Consider the following 16,610-nt stretch of genomic DNA (forward strand, 5'->3'; position numbering starts at 1 on the left):
CTAAGACAAAAAAGACAAGGTGCAGGTCAAACTTTGAGGCCACGGGCGGCTTGCCGGGCGGCGGCACCCGTTACGGGCTGGGCCTTGCGCGGCGGCTCCAGCTCCCAGGGCTCGGGCGTGTCGAACTCGGCCGCCACTTCCTCGGCAATGCGCAGGCGCGCCAAGGAATCTTCGAGCTTGCTGCCCATCTCGGACGAGTACGGCGAGGTGACCACCAGCTGGTAGACCTCTTCCATCTTGTCGGGCAGGGACAGCAGCGTGGCCTCCAGCGCGCTGCGGCGGCCCGCCAGGCGGCGCGCGCGCTGCAAGGATTCGGTGTACTGCGCCAGCGCGCTGCGCAGTTGGCGCGCCTCGTCTTCGGGCAGCTGGGGGGATTGCAGTTGGCCTTGCAAGTGGGCAATGCGCTGGGTGAGCAGGTCTTCGCCAGGGCCATCCTTGCGCTGCCTGAGCGACAGGTGGGCCACGCACAGGCCCAGGTAGTCCACGGTGAGGTCTTCCAGCTTGTCCACGTCTTGCCGGGTCAGCGTGGTGCGCGCGTCGCCCGCAGTTTGGTACAGGGCCTGCACGCGGCCGCACATGTGGCGGTAGGTGGCCAGCGCGTTTTTGTCGCCCAACTGGTTCAGCTCGGCCAGTAGCCGGGTTTGCCGCTGGCTGCGGGCCTGCTGGTGTTCCTGGCGGTCCACCCAGGCCTTGAACGACGGCAGGCTGGGGATAGCCAGGGCGGCCAGCGCCTCGGTGCCCAGGGCCACCGCGCCCACCAGCCCCAGGCCCGCCCAGCCCATGGGCAGGGAGGCAAAGATGGCCGCGCAACCCGCAGCCAGCAAGGCCGTGAGGTTGCTGGGGTGCTTCAAAAAAGCACCGAGGTAGTTGGGCTTGTCGTTCACGGGCGGAGAGTTACTTGGAGAATTTGGCCCAGATGCGCGCAATCTCCTGCTGGTCGGATTCCGACAGGATGGGGATGGGCATCGACCGGCTCAACGAGGTGGTGGTGGGCACCACGGCGGGGTTGGACTTGACGCTGTCGGCCATGAACTCGCCCGCCTTGGCATTCGCATTGGCATAGCCCACGGTGTTGGAGATTTTGGCAATCACCTGGGGCCGCATCAGGTAGTCGATGAACAGGTGCGCCTCGCGCTTGTTCTTGGCGTTGGCGGGGATGGCCATGGCATCGATGGCCAGCAAGCCGCCGTCGGTGGGCACGCGGTATTCCACCGCGCCACGGGCCTTGGCCTGGGCCTGCACCGCGTCGCCCGAGAAGCCAATGGCCACGCAGATCTTGCCGGTGGCCAGGGCATCGATGTACTGGTCGGTAGGAATCACCTTGACGATGCCCGCCAGGCGGTCGAGCACCTGCGCGGCGGCGGCAGTGCCGCTTCTGCCATCCCATTTGCGCAGGCCTGCTGACATGGCCGCCAGGGGCACCACGTCGCTGGCCGAGTCCACCACGCCCACACCACACGACTGGAAGCGCCGGGCCACCTCGGGGTCAAACACATTGGTCAGCGCGTCCATCTCGCGCCCCGGGTAAGCCTTGGCGGTGAGCTTGGGGTTCCAGGCGATGCCCACCGTGTACCACATGTAGGGCAGGCTGTAGGCACCGTCCTTGTCCCAGGTGCGCAGCGTGGCATCGACACGCGGGTCGATGTTGGCGATGTTTTTCAGGCTGGCTTTGTCCAGCTTGCCGAGCAGGCCCTTGGCGGCCATGGCGGGCACGGCGTTGGCGGTAGGAAACACCACGTCGTAGGGCGTACCGCCGCCACGGAGCTTGGCCTGCAGGTCGTCGTTGCTGGCAAAAATATCGTAGACCACGCGGACCTTGAACTCTTTCTCGAAGTCTTGCAGCACGCTGGGCTCAATGTAGTCGGGCCAGTTGAGCACGCGCACCGTGTCTTTGGCGCCGCTGCCCACGCCATTGGCGGCGCGGCGCAAATTCATCAGCACGGTGGCGGTGATCAGGCCATCGACCGACACAGCCTGCGACTCCTGGAAGGCCTCGGTGGCCACCTGGGTTTGCGGGCCGAAGGTGCCGTCCAGCGGGCCGGCGTTGAAGCCCAGCTTGCCCAGCAGAATCTGCGCCTCGCGCAGGCCTGCGGCATCCACAATTTTTTCGCGGCCCTTGTAGTTGCCGCCAGACCAGTTCTGGGTTTGCCAAATGGTCTTTCGGATGGCGTTGAGCAGGGCATCCGTCACCTGGTTGGTGGGGGCTAGCCCGTGCTGCGCCGAGAAGGCGCGGATGGCCTCCAGCGTGGCGGGCGTGAGGTTGCCGCTGGGCGTTTCACGGAACAAGCCCATGCGCGCCAGCAGCCGCTGGGCCGATTCGACCTTGGCGTTGCGGCCTGCGCTGTTGGTGGCGGGCGCATTGGCTGGGGTCGGTGCGTCGGCCTTGGGTTCCGAGGTGCCAAACACAAAGCCTTGCGCCAAGGCGGCACTGCCCATCCAGCCGCTGGCGGCGAAAGCTGCGACCAAGGCAACGGTACGAATTTTCATGGGTCTATCCTGGTAAACGGGTGCCTAGTTCGAAGCGAAGCAGATATTGCCGCGCGACTGGGCCAGTTGAAAAAGACTGGCGGCCTTGTCCTGGCTGGCGGTGATGCCGCCCTGGCCTTTGAGCGTCATCTCGCCCAGCAGGCAAGCCGAACCGCCATCGCCGCCTTGTACGGCCTGCTCCAGGTGGCTGCGCGCCTGGGCGTAATCGCCACTGGCCAGCAGCTTGCGGCCCAGCTCGGCGTGGTTGACCGAGGTGGAGGCGGGTGCTGGGGTGGTGGGTGCTGGGATAGTGGGTGCCGGGGTGTCGGCCACAGAGGGCGGAGCAGGCACTGCGACAGCGGCAGGAGCCTGTGGCTCGGGCACGACTTGGGTGGATTCGGTGGCGGTGGGCGCATTGCGGGCCGCCAGCCATTCCTTCAAGCCCAGATGCCACACGGCAGAAGCCATGGCGCCCACGATGGCCACGGCAATCAAGCCCTTGGAGAGCGGTGTCAAACTGGCCATGGTCTATTCCTGTGGGCGGGTAGAAGGCGCGCCAAATTGGGCAGAAATGCTGCGCAGCCGCTGGCTGAGCTGGGCAATGTCGGCCAGTTCGCGCCGGGTGTGTTCGGTGGCAGTGCTGAGCGCGGCGGTGTGGCCCGCGCTTTCCTGGGCGGCCCGCGACAGTTCGCGCGCCACCAGGGCCTCCAGCTCGCTGATCTGCTTGCGGATATCACCCACCACCTGCTCCTGGCGGCTGGCCACTGCGGCCAGTTGGGCCTGGGTTTCGCCTTCCAGGGCCTGCAGATTGGCCTGCAGTTGCTGCGCATGCGCGGCCAGGGCCTGGGTCTTGGCGGTGGCATCGGCCAGCGGGTCGGCCATGGTCCAGGACTCGTCGGCTGCGTCCATGGCCTGGATGGCCATCAGCCGCGTGGCCTGGTCCATGGCGCTCAGGCCATCCACCAGGCGCAGCAGGCGCTCGGCGGGGTAGACGGACGGCGGCACCCCGGCCTGGGCATATACGGCCTCGGCATCCAGCACGCCCGAACCCACGGGGGTGGAGGCGGCAGGCGCTAGCGGCGGCGGTTCGGTCGCCACCTCGGCTTCCAACGGACGCGTTTCGGCGGGCGGGTCGTTCCGCACCAGCCCGGCTTTTTCCAGAAAATTCAACATGCCCTTCATTGCGTGCTCTCCATCCTGTATTGGCAGTCCCAACGGCAAAGGGAAGCGATGGCCTCCCGGCACCACACTCTGAATGCGGATGCCCGTACCAGTTTAATGCCAATAAATGGTGTCGCACGCGGGGTGTCAACACCCTGTGCCTGGGGGATGGAGGGTTTTGGCATCCCGATGGAAGCGGGAATATTTATCGAATAAAAAGTGGGCCCTGTGCATATGAATAGAGCGCAAGCAGCTATCAAAAGTGCAGCAATTGAAAGGCAACAACCCCCGGTAACCCTGACAGACCGTCCCTAATTCTCGATCTCCAGCTTGTAGACCTTCTCGGTCCCCACCTTTTCCGACTTGGTGGCGTAGTAGGCATCGCCGCTCTTGATGATGTAGCGGCACCATTCCTCGGTGTCGGCGCTCTTCCATTCAAACAAAACACAATACCGGCCATCGTCAGACAAATGCCATTTGCCCGGCGCGGTGGAGTTGCGGGACTGGGTGGCCCGGTTGTCCGACGAAACAATGAAGCTGCCACCGGGCTCGTTACGCCAAAAGTGGATGTTGCCTTTTTGGCTGACGCGGCTCATTTTGGCGTTGGGCATAAGCTTTTGCAGCTCCTCGGCCGTCAGCGTGACCCGGCCCTGCGCATCCAGGTCGCGCAGCACGGTGGCGGTTTGGGCTTGGGCGGCGGATGCGAGCAGGAGACAGGTGTAGAGGGCGGTGCGGGGGAGTGATGGCATGGCGATCTCCGGTGGGTTGATGACCGGCATCCACCATAGCCAGCCACGCCCCGCTGCGCATCCTCCAAACGGAGGGTGCGTCCTGCTTTTGGGGGACATTTTCGGTGCTTGCCGCCCTGCCCTTCGCTCCTATTTTTTATATCAAAAATAGGAGCGCCTCGCGCTCATGGAATCAGCACGGAATGCCAATCCAATGCTGAAAGAAGAGGTTTAAAAACCTAGTTTTGCCGCATCCAGCCATTCCACGCCATCCAAGCGCCCCGCTTTTTTGTCAAGCGTCAGCATGGTGCGGCATCCTGTCAGGCAGCCAGCGCCTCAATGACCGCGCCGGGGTTGTGCTGTATCACGTTCAACAAGACCAGCGAGGGGCCGTGGGGCGCTCTGTCGCCCCTCTCCCAGTGACGCAGGGTGGCCGTAGAAAACCCAAAGCGGGCCGCGAATTGCTCTTGCGTCATACCCACCTTGGAGCGCAGCGCCCGCACGTCCACCGGGCGGGGCTGGTGTATGCGGGTCTGGGGTGCGCGGCCCTCGGCGTGCTCTATCGCCTCCAGTAACCCGCGCTTGATGCTGTCGAATGCCTTGCTCATATCATTAACTCCTCTTCCAAATTGAAACCAACAACCGGACAAGCCCGTTTAACTCGTTGCATTCCGCGTCGGATAGGTTGGCTTTGTCACCCTTGGTAAACAGGGTCAGCAGGTACAGAGGCATCCGTTCACTGTGAAAGTAGTAGACAACGCGAACGCCGCCACTCTTGCCCTTGCCTCCACGACCCCAGCGCAGCTTACGCACACCGCCCGTACCTTCCATCAGGTCGCCCGCTTTGGGGTGATCTGCCAGATACGAAATAATGTCCTGCCGCTCATTCGCTGATAAAAGCTTGTCTGCGGCACGGATAAATTCGGGCAATTCGGCTACTGTCTGCATGATCTAGTGTAATCCACTGGGACGGTTTGTCACAGGGCCCAAAGTGCAGTAAACCTCACTTCACCCCCACCACCCCCATCTTCACATTGACCCGCGCATTCGGCCATTCGCCAAACATCTCTGGCGCGTACATCGCTTCCACGCGGCTGGGCGGCAGGGCGAAGTCGCCTACGTTGTTCAGCCGGATGGTGTATTCCATCTTGACCACGCCCTTGGGCAAGTACTCGTAGTAGCTGCGGAAGGACTCGAAGCTGCGTTCCTCAAAAGCGGGCCAGCCGCTGCCGCTGCGCTTCTCGCCCTGGGTGGCCATTTCGGAGTCGCGGCCCAGGCCGCTGCCGAGGATGGTGGCGCCGCCGGGCACGGGGTCGGTGATGGCGACCCAGGTCATGTCGGCGCTGGCGTTGACTTCCAGGGTGATGCGCAGCACGTCGCCGCGGGTGTACTGCCCTTTGACTGACTGCTCCACCGGTTGAATAGTCTTCTTGATCTGGTAGCCCGCGTTGAACGGGGCTTTCAGGTCGATAGCGGCTACCGACTGCAGGGTGAGCCAGGGTTTTCCAGTGCCTTGCTGGGTGACGTTCAAAGTGTCCTTGCTCCAGGGCAGGAACATGCGGTTGTTGCGCAGGTTGCCCGGGGCCGCCGGGGCACCGAAGGCGGTGGTCTGGTGCGGGGTGTCTGCCGCGGGCACGCGGTCTACCTTACTCCAGTCCACGCTGGCCGTGGCGGCACCCAGGGCGGCTTTGGTGACACCGGCCACAGGGGTGGCTTCAAACTGGGCGCTGAATTTCTCCAGTGCCATGCCGCCCCAGAGGTTGGCGGTGGTGGTGCTCCAGGCGCCGTGCTGCTGGCGGCTGATGAAGCCATTGGCCAGACGGCCCATGTCTGGTTTCCAGGCCGGGTCGGTCAGCACGGCCAAGATCAGGCGGGCGGTGTTGTCGTCGCCGTTGTGCATCAGCCACCACCAGTAATCGTCTTGCTCTGTGCTGAAGACCATCTTGGTGCCCTGGAAGCTCAGGCGGGTGCGCAGGATTTGCTGGGCCTCGGCCAGGCGCTCGTCGCGTTTAGGCACGTCGGTGACGCGCTTGAGGATGTTGAGCCAGTCGATCACCGCGTGGGTGGGCCACTGGTTGGGGGCGATGGTGATGCTGCCCAGCATGCGGGCCTGGGCTTTGCCGTAGCGCGACAGGGCTTCGATAGCGGCGAGTTTGCGCACGTCCAGGTCTTTGCGCGGGCTCCAGAACTCGCGCTGGATGCGGCCTTCGACAAACGCGATCAAGCCGCGCTCCATGGGCGCACGCACTTCGTCGCCCAGGGCAAAGGCGGGGTTGATACCGCCCGCCTCGTCCGAGGCGGCCAGCAGGTAGGCGGTAAGCGTGTCGCTGCCCCGGTTGGCCTCGCCGTCGCGCGGCGGGAAGTAGCTGGCCAGGCCGTCGCTGTCGAGGTAGCTGGGGATCTGGGCGACCACGGTGTTCCACAGCTTGGCATCGCGCAGGCCGATGGCCTTGCTGGTCTTTTGCTCCAGGCAGGCAAACGGGTAGTTGGCGAACCAGTCCCGTACTCCGGGTAGACCCTCCGCCAAAGTGGGCTGCAAGGCCAGGCGTAAACCGCCCCGGCCCGGCAAGGCATCGGCGGGCGGCGCAACCGGCAGCGTGAAGCTACCGTCCACCTGCACCATCGTGGCCTGCTGCACCGTCAAGGGCACGGCGGGGATGATGCGTTGGCGGATCTTCAGGGCATCGCGGGCACCGCCCAGGGTGTCTTTGGCTTCGATCTCCCACAGGATGGCTTCGGCGCGGGTTTGCGCAAGCTGCGCCGGGGCGGTTACGGTCCATGCGACCTCTTTGGCCTCTCCTGCTGGTATATCAATGGTTTGTTGCTCTAGATTTAGTAGCGTAGCGCGCGGAGCGACCAGCACCTTCATGGCCTTTTGCGTGGTGTTGCGCAGGGTGATCTGTGCGCGGAACTGGTCATCCTCGCGCACCAGGGGCGGCAGGCCGCTGATGATTTGCAGGTCTTGCGTGGCGCGGATGCTGGTGGAGCCGGTGCCAAACAGGCCGGTGGAGGCATCGGCCACGGCGACGATCTTGAAGGTGGTGAGTGCGTCGTTCAGCGGCACGGCAACAACAGCCTGGCCGTTGGCATCCAACTGCACTTTGGGGTTCCACAGCAATAGCGTTTCCAGTAGCTCGCGGGTGCCGCTGTGGCCCCCGCCGCCGCCTGCGGCCACGGCTTTGCGGCCATAGTGGCGGCGACCGATGATTTCCATCTGGGCCGTCGAGGTTTCCACGCCCCAGGCGCGGCGCTGCAGCATGGCATCGAGCAGGTTCCAGCTGCTGTTGGGCATGAGCTCCAGCAGCGCCTGGTCGACGGCGGCCAGCGCCACTTCGGCGTGGGCGGCGGGCTGGCCGTTGGGCAGCTTGACGTTGATGGTCACCTTGGCCCGCCCGCGCACGGGGTAGCTTTCCTTGTCGGCCTTGACGCTCACGGCCAGCTGGTGGGCCTGGGTGCCCACCCGGATCTCGGCCACGCCCAGGCGGAAGGCGGGTTTGCTCAGGTCCACCAGCGCGGTGGGGGCCACGTATTCACGGCCCTCGTACCAGAAGCTGGTCCACCACTCGCGCGGGGCCTTGTAGCCCCAGGTGAAGAAGCTGTACCAGGGCACCTCGCGCAGGCGGCCGCGCAGAGCCAGCACACTCACGTACACATTGGGGCCCCAGCCTTCCTTGATCTGCACACGCACGGTTGGGTCTTGTCCGTTGAGCTGTACCACCTGGGTCTGGATGATGCCTTCGCGCTCCACCGCCACCAGGGCGGTGGCAAAACGGAACGGCATGCGCACCTGGAACTGGGCGGTCTCGCCGGGCTGGTAGCTCTTTTTCTCGGGAAGCAGGTCCATGCGGTCGTGGTTCTCGCCGCCAAACCAGAGCTCGCCCTGCTTGGTGACATACACCGACGCGGCAGCCTGGATGCGGTTGCCCGACGCGTCTTTGGCAGTAACGACCAGCTCCACTTCGCCCGCTTCGTTCAGCGCGGCTTCGCACAGCAACAGGCCGCGGCTGTCGCTCTTGCCGCTGCACACCGCCCCCAGGTCCTTGGTGCTGGTTTTGTTGTCGTAGGTGTAGAAGCCGCCCACCATGCGCTTGCGGCTGGTGGTGACGATGCGGGCGGTGGCGCGCACTTCCAGGGCCACGTCGGCCTGCGGTTTGCCGGTCAGGTCCAGCGCCAGGGCCTGGAATTTCAGCTTCTGGCTGGTGGACACCCAGCCTTCGGTCTTGATACCCGCAATCACGGCGGCGGGCCACAGGGTCTGGGTGCTGCGGATGGTTTGCACCTCGCCGTTGGGGTCGGAGTAGCTGGCTTCGAGCAGCAGATCCTGCGGCTGCGGGCTGGGCGTGAGTTTGTCGATAGTGGTTTTACCCGCGCCGTTTTTGTCCAGCGTGAGCGGCAACTTGTCGGCCACCACCCGGCTGTCTTCGCTGGCGGTGGCTTCCTCTTCATCACCCTCCCCAGCAGCCTCGCGCTTGCCGCGGGGGGCGGCGAAGCTGAAAGCCTCGAAGTCGCTGTAGCTCAGATATTTGCCGCGCACCAGGGCCGACACCCGCACCGGCAGGTTGGCCGCGCCCCCCCCGGCCACGTAGTTGATTTGCACATCCACCGGCACGCTGGTGGCGTGGACCAGCGGCTTTTTGTCGCTAGGCGTGACGTGGCCCTCCAACACCGGCAGGCGGAATTCTTCGACGCGGAACTGGCCGGTGCTGAAAGCTTTGTCGTCGCCCGGGCCTTTGAGTTCTACGCTGTACACGCCCAGCTTGGCGGCGGGCGGAATGCTCCAGCTGCTCTCGGCGCTCTGCCCGCCAGTGGCGGTTTTGCGCCAGACCAGGGGCTGGCTGGTCTGCTGGCCGCTGCCCACGTGGGTGATGACCAGGGTGTCAGGCTGCGTGTCGGCCAGGCCAAAGCCTTTGCGGGTCTCGGTGCGCAGCAGGTGCTTCATGGACACGGTTTCGCCTGCGCGCAGCAGCATGCGGTCGAACACGCTGTGGGCGCGCTCATCCGGCTCTGCGCTGCGGCTGGTGGGCAGGTTGAAGCGCCAGGGCTCGATGCCGCGGTTCCAGTCGCTCCAGGTGAAGGCCATGTCTTCTGCCCCCGCCTGCGTGCTACGGGCACTGACGAAATAGGCCTGGCTGTAATGGCCCTCATCCTGGCAACTGGGGGCCTCGGGGGGGATGTCAGGCACATAGGCGATGCCCTGGGCGTTGGTCGTGGCGTGGCCCAAAGCATTGCCCCGGCAGTCGGATACCTGCACCAGGGCGTTGGCCACGGGCAGGCCCTTGTCCAGCGTGGTGACCCAGGCCAGCGCGTTCTCGCGGCCCAGCTTGAAGTGCACGCCCAGGTTGGTCACCAGGGCCGAGGTGCGGACGAACATGGTGCGTTTGCCGCCATGGCGTTCGTCCAGCAGCGAAGCGCCCAGCTTTTGCGAAGCGATTTCCACCACGTGGAAGCCGGGTGTCAGCGGGATGCCCACCACCTCGAACGGGCGCGGGTCGCCTGAGGCAGGCTGGGGCAGGTCCAGCGTCTTCACGCCCGGCTGGCCTTGCAGCAAGGACAGCATGCGGCTTTGCACATACTGCTTGCCTTCATCGGGCAGCACCTTGGGCAACGGGCCTTTGGTGTGGGCGGCGGCCAGCTTGCGGCTGACGTTGTAGTCGTCGAACTGCTGCACCTTGGCGTACCAGGCGATGATGTCCGCGTCGCTGCGCGGCTGCAGGGTGCTGACTTTGCCTGCGGCGTTCAATCCTTGGATCTTGAGCTTCGCCTCCACATTGCGCAGCGTCACCGGCAGCAGCGCCACGCCATTGGGCTCGGCAAAACGCTCCACGATGCCAAACGGCGACGCGGCAAACTTGGCCAGCGGCGGCATGGCCCCGGTGCCGACCTGCATAGGGAAGCTGTTGGCATTGGCCAGGCTGCGGCCCGACGCGTCTTTGAAGCCTGCAGGCAGCGCCAAGGTGTACTGGGCCTGCTCGGCAAACGGGCTTTGGAAGGTGATGCTGCTGACCACGGCCTCGCTGTCGCTGTCTTCCTCGTCAAACGTGGGGGTGATCGTGTCCTTGCCCGCGCTGAGCCTGATGCCTTCCAGCAGCTTGCGGGCCACGGGCGCGTTGAAGGCCAGGCGCATGGGGCGGATCGGCAGGCAGGCGCTTTGGGCGTTTTCGCGCTCGCAGCTGAAGCTGGCGGCAAACGGCGCCCGCACGGTGAAGTCGAAGCGCTTTTCCACCGTGTTGGGCACGCCGCTGGGGGTGGCTACGCCTTTGCCGTACACCAGCTGCACAGCGGCAGAGGGTGGCAGGCGGCGGTTGCAGGCCAGGGTGAGGTAACGCAACGGCTCTTTGGCGGCACGCTGCTCCAGCCCCTGGGCCTTGAGCAGGTCGGCCCGGTCCTTGCCGTCCAGCAGCCGCACGGCCACGCGCTCGCCCAGGCCGTCTACTGCGCACCACATATTCGCCTGCACGCTGGCCAGCGTGGCCGCACCATTGAGCGTGAGGGTGAAGAACTGCTCTTCGTCGATCTGGTCGCCGCCGTTGTAGGGGCGGATGTTTTGCACAAAAGGGCCGCCACTATTGAATTTATAGCTGCTCCCGCCCTTGGAATAAGCGCTGGGTGCCGATTTGATCCCTAAGACGGGTTGCACCGTGCAACGCACGCCGGGCGGCAGGTCGCTGGCAAATTCAAACGCCCATTCGCGGTCACTGGTCCAGCGGCCCGTGCCCTGGCTGGCCTGCGCATCGTTGCACTGCAGGGTGGCGGGTGCCGGGGCCTTGGGGTCGCCGAAGTTGACGGCGCTGCCATCGAACTGCACCACCACCTGGCGGATGCGGGCCACCTCGCCCTGGGGGGAGATGCGGGTGATCTGGGCGGCTTGCGCGAAGGCAGTGGTTGCCAGCAGGCAGCAGGCGATGAAGAGGGTATGGATACGCACACGGGCTCCGGTTGGGGAGCCGCAAGGGTAGCCGATGCCCGCAGGCTGTCGCCACCTCCAGACGCAAAAAGGGCCGGCAAACGCCAGCCCTTTTGGGGTGCACATCGGATTTCACCTTCCAGAAACACCACAGAACTGGCTTTGCCAGGCTGCTGGTGTTGCCCCCTGCGTGTCGTATTGGCTTTTCAAGCCAATACGAGGGGGGTTGGCGAAAGAAGCGAAGCTCTGCAGCCTGGGGGTGTGCAGTTAAACAGCCGGTGCGCGCAGACGGATGTGCAATTCGCGCAGTTGCTTCTCGTCCACCGTGCTGGGCGCTTGCGTCAGCAAGTCCTGGGCGCGCTGGGTTTTGGGGAAGGCGATCACGTCGCGGATGGACTCAGCACCGGTCATCAGCGTGACCACACGGTCCAGGCCAAAGGCCAGGCCGCCATGCGGGGGCGCGCCGTACTGCAGGGCATCCAGCAGGAAGCCGAACTTGTCTTGGGCTTCTTCGGGCGTGATCTTCAGGGCATCGAACACCTTTTGCTGTACGTCGGCGCGGTGGATACGGACCGAGCCGCCCCCCATTTCCCAGCCGTTGAGCACCATGTCATAGCCCTTGGAGATGCACTTCTCGGGCGCGGTGACCATCCAGTCTTCGTGGCCGTCTTTGGGCGCGGTGAAGGGGTGGTGCGTGGCGGTGTAGCGCTGCGCGTCTTCGTCGAATTCGAACATCGGGAAGTCCACCACCCACAGGGGTTTCCAGCCTTTTTCGAACAGGCCGTTCTTCTTGCCAAACTCGCTCTGGCCGATCTTGAGGCGCAGGGCACCGATGGCATCGTTGACGATCTTGGACTTGTCGGCACCAAAGAAGATCAGGTCGCCGTTTTGCGCGCCGGTGCGGGCCAGCACTTCTGCCAGGGCCTTGTCGTGGATGTTCTTGACAATGGGGCTTTGCAGGCCGTCGCGGCCCTTGGACAGATCGTTGACGCGGATGTAGGCCAGGCCCTTGGCACCGTAGATCTTGACGAACTCGGTGTAGGCATCGATTTCGCTGCGGCTGATGCCACCGCCCTCGACCGAACCGCCGGGCACGCGCAGACCGACCACGCGGCCATTCTTCATGGTGGCCGCACCCGAGAACACCTTGAAATCCACGTCGGCCATCACGTCGGTGAGTTCGGTGAATTCGAGCTTGACGCGCAGGTCGGGCTTGTCGGAGCCAAAGCGGTGGGCGGCTTCCTGGAAGGTCATCACCGGGAACTCGCCCAGGTCCACGCCCAGGGTGTTCTTGAACACGGTGAGGATCATGCCCTGGAACATGTCGCGGATTTCCTGTTCGGTGAGGAACGAGGTTTCGATATCGATCTGGGTGAATTCGGGCTGCCGATCGGCGCGCAGATCTTCGTCGCGGAAGCACTTGGTGATCTGGTAGTAACGGTCATAGCCCGCCACCATCAGCAACTGCTTGAACAGCTGCGGACTTTGCGGCAGCGCGAAGAACATGCCTTCGTGCACGCGGCTGGGCACCAGGTAGTCGCGCGCGCCTTCGGGGGTGGACTTGCCCAGCATCGGGGTTTCGATGTCGATAAAGCCGTGCGCGTCGAGGAACTTGCGCACTTCCATGGACACGCGGTAGCGCAGCATCAGGTTGTTTTGCATGTACGGACGGCGCAGGTCCAGCACGCGGTGCGTGAGGCGCGTGGTCTCGCTCAAGTTCTCGTCGTCGATCTGGAACGGCGGGGTGACCGATGGGTTCAGCACCACCAACTCATGGCACAGGATCTCGATCTTGCCGCTTTTCAGGTTCTCGTTGACCGTGCCTTCGGGACGCGCACGCACCAGACCCTTGATCTGCACGCAGAACTCGTTGCGCAGCGACTCGGAGACGGCAAACATCTCGGCGCGGTCGGGGTCGCAGACGATTTGCACATAGCCTTCGCGGTCGCGCAGATCGACAAAAATCACGCCACCGTGGTCACGGCGGCGGTTCACCCAACCGCACAGGGTGACGGTTTGGCCCAGCAGGGCTTCGGTCACAAGACCGCAGTAAGTGGTGCGCATTTGAGATTGCATGGCTATTTTTTCTCGCGCCTCTTGGGGCGCATGGGTTGTAGATAAGGCGCAGGGCCGCAGCGGCCTGCGGTACTAACTGGATTTGATGGGTTTGGGTGGGGACGGGGCCACGCCGTGGGGCACCACCACGCCCATGGAGACGATGTACTTCAGCGCCTCGTCCACGCTCATTTTCAGCTCGATGCAGTCGCTGGCCTTGAGCATGATGAAGTAGCCACCGGTGGGGTTAGGCGTGGTGGGCACGTAGATGCTGAGGTACTCGCCTTGCAGGTAGTTGGCGGCATCGCCGCCGGGCACGCCGGTCACGAAGGCAATCGTCCAGGCCCCTTCACGCGGCCACTGGATCAGCACGGCCTTGCGAAATGCGTTGCCACTCTCGGAAAACAGCGTATCCGAGACCTGTTTCACACCCGAGTAGATCGAGCGCACGATAGGAATGCGGTGCAACAGGTTGTCCCACCAGCCGACAAGTTTGCGGCCCACGAAGTTGCTGGCCACCGCGCCCACCACCAGCAGCGAACCCAGCGCCAGCAGCACGCCAAAGCCGGGAATGTGAAAGCCCAGCAGTTTGTCGGGCTGCCAACTGTCGGGCAGGATCAGCAGGGTCTGGTCCAGAAAGCCCAGCACCCACTGCAGCACCAGCAGGGTGATGGTCAGCGGCACGATGACCAGCAGGCCCGACAGCAGCCATTTGCGGATAGAAGCCATCATGGATGTCAGGCCGCCGGGGTACTGCCGCTGGACGGCGCAGGGGCCGGAGCCGGGGCGGATGCGGGCGCAGCGGCGGGAGCTGCAGCAGCCGTTTCAGCGGGCTTGGCCGCCGGGGCATCCACAGCAGGCTTGCCGTCTTCGGCCTTGGGGGGCGGCACTGCAGCCGCGCCACCGCTGCCATTGCGGAAATCGGTAACGTACCAGCCCGAGCCCTTGAGCTGGAAGCCGGCCGCGGTGACCTGTTTTTGCAAAGCGGCGGCGTGGCAGCTAGGGCAATCGGTCAGCACCGCGTCGGACATTTTTTGCAGTACGTCGAATGCGTGCCCGCAGGACTCGCATTTGTAAGCGTAGATAGGCATGGCGTAGAAAGCTCGGGTTGAAGTCGCAAAACCTATGATTATAAGATGGCAGGGTGAAAACCCTGAGCGCTCTAGAAGAGGTAGGGGGACACCAGCAGCACGCGCATGGCCAGCAGGCCCAGGCCGAAACCGATGGCGCCGTAAATCAGGCCGTGCAGCAGGCGGTTGGTGCGTTTGTGCTCGGCCAGCAGCTCTTCCATCAGGCGACGCTGGTCGGTGTCCCGGTCGGTTGCACCTTTTTTCAGAAAATCCACCAGCAGGCGCGGCAACTCGGGCAGCAGCTTGGCGTAGCGCGGGGCTTCGTTTTTCAGCTGCTCGATGAAGGCCTTGGGGCCGATCTGCTCCAGCATCCACTTTTCCAGGAAGGGCTTGGCGGTGTTCCACAGGTCCAGCTCGGGGTCGAGGTCGCGGCCCAGGCCTTCGATGTTAAGCAGGGTTTTCTGCAACAGCACCAGTTGCGGCTGGATTTCGACCTGGAAGCGGCGCGAGGTCTGGAACAGGCGCATCAGCACCATGCCCAGCGAGATTTCCTTCAGGGGCCGATCGAAATACGGCTCGCACACCGCGCGGATGGCGGCCTCCAGCTCGTCCACCCGGGTGGTGGCGGGCACCCAGCCGGATTCAATGTGCAGCTCGGCCACGCGCTTGTAGTCGCGGCGGAAGAAGGCGGTGAAGTTCTGCGCCAGGTACTCTTTGTCGTACTCGGTGAGCGTGCCGACAATGCCGAAATCCAGCGAAATGTAACGGCCAAAAGTAGCGGGCTCCACCGACACCTGGATGTTGCCCGGGTGCATGTCGGCGTGGAAGAAGCCGTCGCGGAACACCTGGGTGAAGAAAATCGTCACGCCGTCGCGGGCCAGCTTTTGAAAGTCCACCCCCGCCGCGCGCAGCCGCTCGGTGTGGCTGATGGGAATGCCGGTCATGCGCTCCATCACGATGGCTTCGGTGGCGCACAGGTCCCAGAACATCTCGGGGATCAGCACCAGGTCCAGGCCTTCCATGTTGCGGCGCAACTGGGCGGCACTGGAGGCCTCGCGCACCAGGTCCAGCTCGTCGTGCAGGTATTTGTCGAACTCGGCCACCACTTCCAGCGGTTTCAGGCGCTTGCCGTCTTCCGAGAAGCCATTCACCCAGCCCGCCATCATGCGCATCAGGCCCAGGTCTTTTTCGATCGCGGGCAGCATGTTGGGGCGCAAGACCTTGACCGCTACGTCGCGCAGCTTGCCGTTGCGGTCTTTGAGCACCGCAAAGTGCACCTGGGCGATGGACGCGCTGGCCACCGGTTCGTGGTCAAAGCTTTCAAAAATGCTGCCCAGCGGCTTGCGGAACGCCCGCTCGATGGTCGCCACTGCGATCTCCGAGGCAAACGGCGGCACCCGGTCTTGCAGGCGGGCCAGCTCGTCCGAAATGTCGGGCGGCAGCAGATCGCGCCGGGTGGACAGCACCTGGCCGAACTTGACGAAGATGGGGCCGAGTCGCTCCAGCGCCTCGCGCAGACGCACGCCGCGTGGGGCATCCAGGTTGCGGCCCACGGACAAAATCCGCGACACCACCGCCAGCCAGGGCTTGTTGAAGCTGGTCAGGACCAGCTCGTCCAGACCGTAGCGCAGGACGATCCAGACGATGTACGCGCCCCGAAACATCCGGCTCACGCAGCGGCCTTGTTGGCACCAGGGCGCTTAGCTATGAAGCCACGCAAAGCCGCCACCGCACTGCGCACCACGTTGCCCACGGTATGGGCGGTGGTGTCACCCACCACCCGCGAAAGGTCTTCTTCCAGATCCCAGCGCACATGGTCCACCAGCCAGTTGACCTCGGCGGCCAGTTGCACGTCGCCCTCGATGCGCACGCCGGGCTTGCCCGCGCTCAGCGCCTGCTGGGCCAGGGCGAAGGGCGAGGTCTCGGTGATGGTCAGCGTCAGGTCGGCGCGCATGCCGGGCGTGGCGCGGTCCAGCAAGCCCGCAGGCGTGGCCACCAGGGCCATGTGGAAGCTGCGCCATTGCATCAGCACCACGCGGCCCTTTTGCCGGGCCAGGCGGGCGGTGGCTTCGGGCTCTTGCTGCAGCACGTGGTTGAGCAGCAAAACAATGCGGTTTTGCACCTCGTCTACCACCCACGGGGGTGGCTGCAGCGTGGCGCTGGCGCGGGTGAAGAGGTTTTCGAGCAAAGAAAAAGGGGACTGTGTTGCCATAGTCCCCCATTATC

Annotated in this window: 13 protein-coding genes; all 13 read right to left on the minus strand. The window is 64.4% G+C overall.

All coding sequences use genetic code 11. The features are described 5' to 3' along the window. Positions 1–26: 26 nt before the first annotated feature. Positions 27–884 carry a hypothetical protein gene (locus AC097O_RS01485; RefSeq protein ID WP_479591115.1) on the minus strand — a complete coding sequence of 286 codons (858 nt, stop codon included), beginning with the start codon at positions 882–884 and terminating at the stop codon, positions 27–29. A 10-nt stretch (positions 885–894) separates the two neighbouring features. Next, complete coding sequence (locus AC097O_RS01490; RefSeq protein WP_479591116.1) at positions 895–2,487, minus strand: extracellular solute-binding protein; 1,593 nt, start codon at positions 2,485–2,487, stop codon at positions 895–897. A gap of 24 nt (positions 2,488–2,511) precedes the next feature. Further along, positions 2,512–2,991 carry a hypothetical protein gene (locus AC097O_RS01495; protein WP_479591117.1) on the minus strand — a complete coding sequence of 160 codons (480 nt, stop codon included), beginning with the start codon at positions 2,989–2,991 and terminating at the stop codon, positions 2,512–2,514. Between the two features lie 3 nt (positions 2,992–2,994). Then, on the minus strand, positions 2,995–3,648 hold the full coding sequence (locus tag AC097O_RS01500) for a methyl-accepting chemotaxis protein (RefSeq protein ID WP_479591118.1): 654 nt from the start codon (positions 3,646–3,648) through the stop codon (positions 2,995–2,997). Positions 3,649–3,938: 290 nt separating this feature from the next. Then, positions 3,939–4,376, minus strand: coding sequence for a DUF995 domain-containing protein (locus AC097O_RS01505; protein WP_479591119.1), 438 nt, complete (start codon positions 4,374–4,376; stop codon positions 3,939–3,941). A gap of 299 nt (positions 4,377–4,675) precedes the next feature. Continuing rightward, positions 4,676–4,963 carry a helix-turn-helix domain-containing protein gene (locus AC097O_RS01510; protein WP_479591120.1) on the minus strand — a complete coding sequence of 96 codons (288 nt, stop codon included), beginning with the start codon at positions 4,961–4,963 and terminating at the stop codon, positions 4,676–4,678. 4 nt (positions 4,964–4,967) lie between these two features. Beyond that, positions 4,968–5,303 carry a type II toxin-antitoxin system RelE/ParE family toxin gene (locus tag AC097O_RS01515; protein WP_479591121.1) on the minus strand — a complete coding sequence of 112 codons (336 nt, stop codon included), beginning with the start codon at positions 5,301–5,303 and terminating at the stop codon, positions 4,968–4,970. Positions 5,304–5,358: 55 nt separating this feature from the next. Continuing rightward, positions 5,359–11,280, minus strand: coding sequence for an alpha-2-macroglobulin family protein (locus tag AC097O_RS01520; protein ID WP_479591122.1), 5,922 nt, complete (start codon positions 11,278–11,280; stop codon positions 5,359–5,361). 246 nt (positions 11,281–11,526) lie between these two features. After that, on the minus strand, positions 11,527–13,323 hold the full coding sequence (gene aspS, locus AC097O_RS01525) for an aspartate--tRNA ligase (protein ID WP_479591123.1): 1,797 nt from the start codon (positions 13,321–13,323) through the stop codon (positions 11,527–11,529). Positions 13,324–13,407: 84 nt separating this feature from the next. Next, positions 13,408–14,043, minus strand: coding sequence for a DUF502 domain-containing protein (locus AC097O_RS01530; protein WP_315245147.1), 636 nt, complete (start codon positions 14,041–14,043; stop codon positions 13,408–13,410). Between the two features lie 8 nt (positions 14,044–14,051). Then, positions 14,052–14,405 (minus strand): FmdB family zinc ribbon protein, encoded by a 354-nt coding sequence (locus tag AC097O_RS01535; protein WP_479591124.1) that lies wholly within the window; start codon positions 14,403–14,405, stop codon positions 14,052–14,054. A 71-nt stretch (positions 14,406–14,476) separates the two neighbouring features. Next, positions 14,477–16,057 (minus strand): ubiquinone biosynthesis regulatory protein kinase UbiB, encoded by a 1,581-nt coding sequence (gene ubiB / locus AC097O_RS01540; RefSeq protein WP_479591125.1) that lies wholly within the window; start codon positions 16,055–16,057, stop codon positions 14,477–14,479. Beyond that, complete coding sequence (locus AC097O_RS01545) at positions 16,054–16,596, minus strand: hypothetical protein (protein ID WP_479591126.1); 543 nt, start codon at positions 16,594–16,596, stop codon at positions 16,054–16,056. Before AC097O_RS01545 ends, ubiB begins: the two co-directional genes overlap by 4 nt. Between the last annotated feature and the right edge of the window lie 14 nt (positions 16,597–16,610).

The sequence above is a fragment of the Rhodoferax sp. LS1P39 genome (assembly GCF_056521425.1).

What these genes read in the sequence shown, in the direction of transcription:
- AC097O_RS01510 (WP_479591120.1), bottom strand. Translation starts at nt 4,963, where the DNA reads ATGAGCAAGGCATTCGACAGCATCAAGCGCGGGTTACTGGAGGCGATA.
- AC097O_RS01500 (WP_479591118.1), bottom strand. Translation starts at nt 3,648, where the DNA reads ATGAAGGGCATGTTGAATTTTCTGGAAAAAGCCGGGCTGGTGCGGAAC.
- AC097O_RS01515 (WP_479591121.1), bottom strand. Translation starts at nt 5,303, where the DNA reads ATGCAGACAGTAGCCGAATTGCCCGAATTTATCCGTGCCGCAGACAAG.
- AC097O_RS01545 (WP_479591126.1), bottom strand. Translation starts at nt 16,596, where the DNA reads ATGGCAACACAGTCCCCTTTTTCTTTGCTCGAAAACCTCTTCACCCGC.
- AC097O_RS01535 (WP_479591124.1), bottom strand. Translation starts at nt 14,405, where the DNA reads ATGCCTATCTACGCTTACAAATGCGAGTCCTGCGGGCACGCATTCGAC.
- AC097O_RS01495 (WP_479591117.1), bottom strand. Translation starts at nt 2,991, where the DNA reads ATGGCCAGTTTGACACCGCTCTCCAAGGGCTTGATTGCCGTGGCCATC.
- AC097O_RS01530 (WP_315245147.1), bottom strand. Translation starts at nt 14,043, where the DNA reads ATGGCTTCTATCCGCAAATGGCTGCTGTCGGGCCTGCTGGTCATCGTG.
- AC097O_RS01505 (WP_479591119.1), bottom strand. Translation starts at nt 4,376, where the DNA reads ATGCCATCACTCCCCCGCACCGCCCTCTACACCTGTCTCCTGCTCGCA.
- aspS (WP_479591123.1), bottom strand. Translation starts at nt 13,323, where the DNA reads ATGCGCACCACTTACTGCGGTCTTGTGACCGAAGCCCTGCTGGGCCAA.
- AC097O_RS01490 (WP_479591116.1), bottom strand. Translation starts at nt 2,487, where the DNA reads ATGAAAATTCGTACCGTTGCCTTGGTCGCAGCTTTCGCCGCCAGCGGC.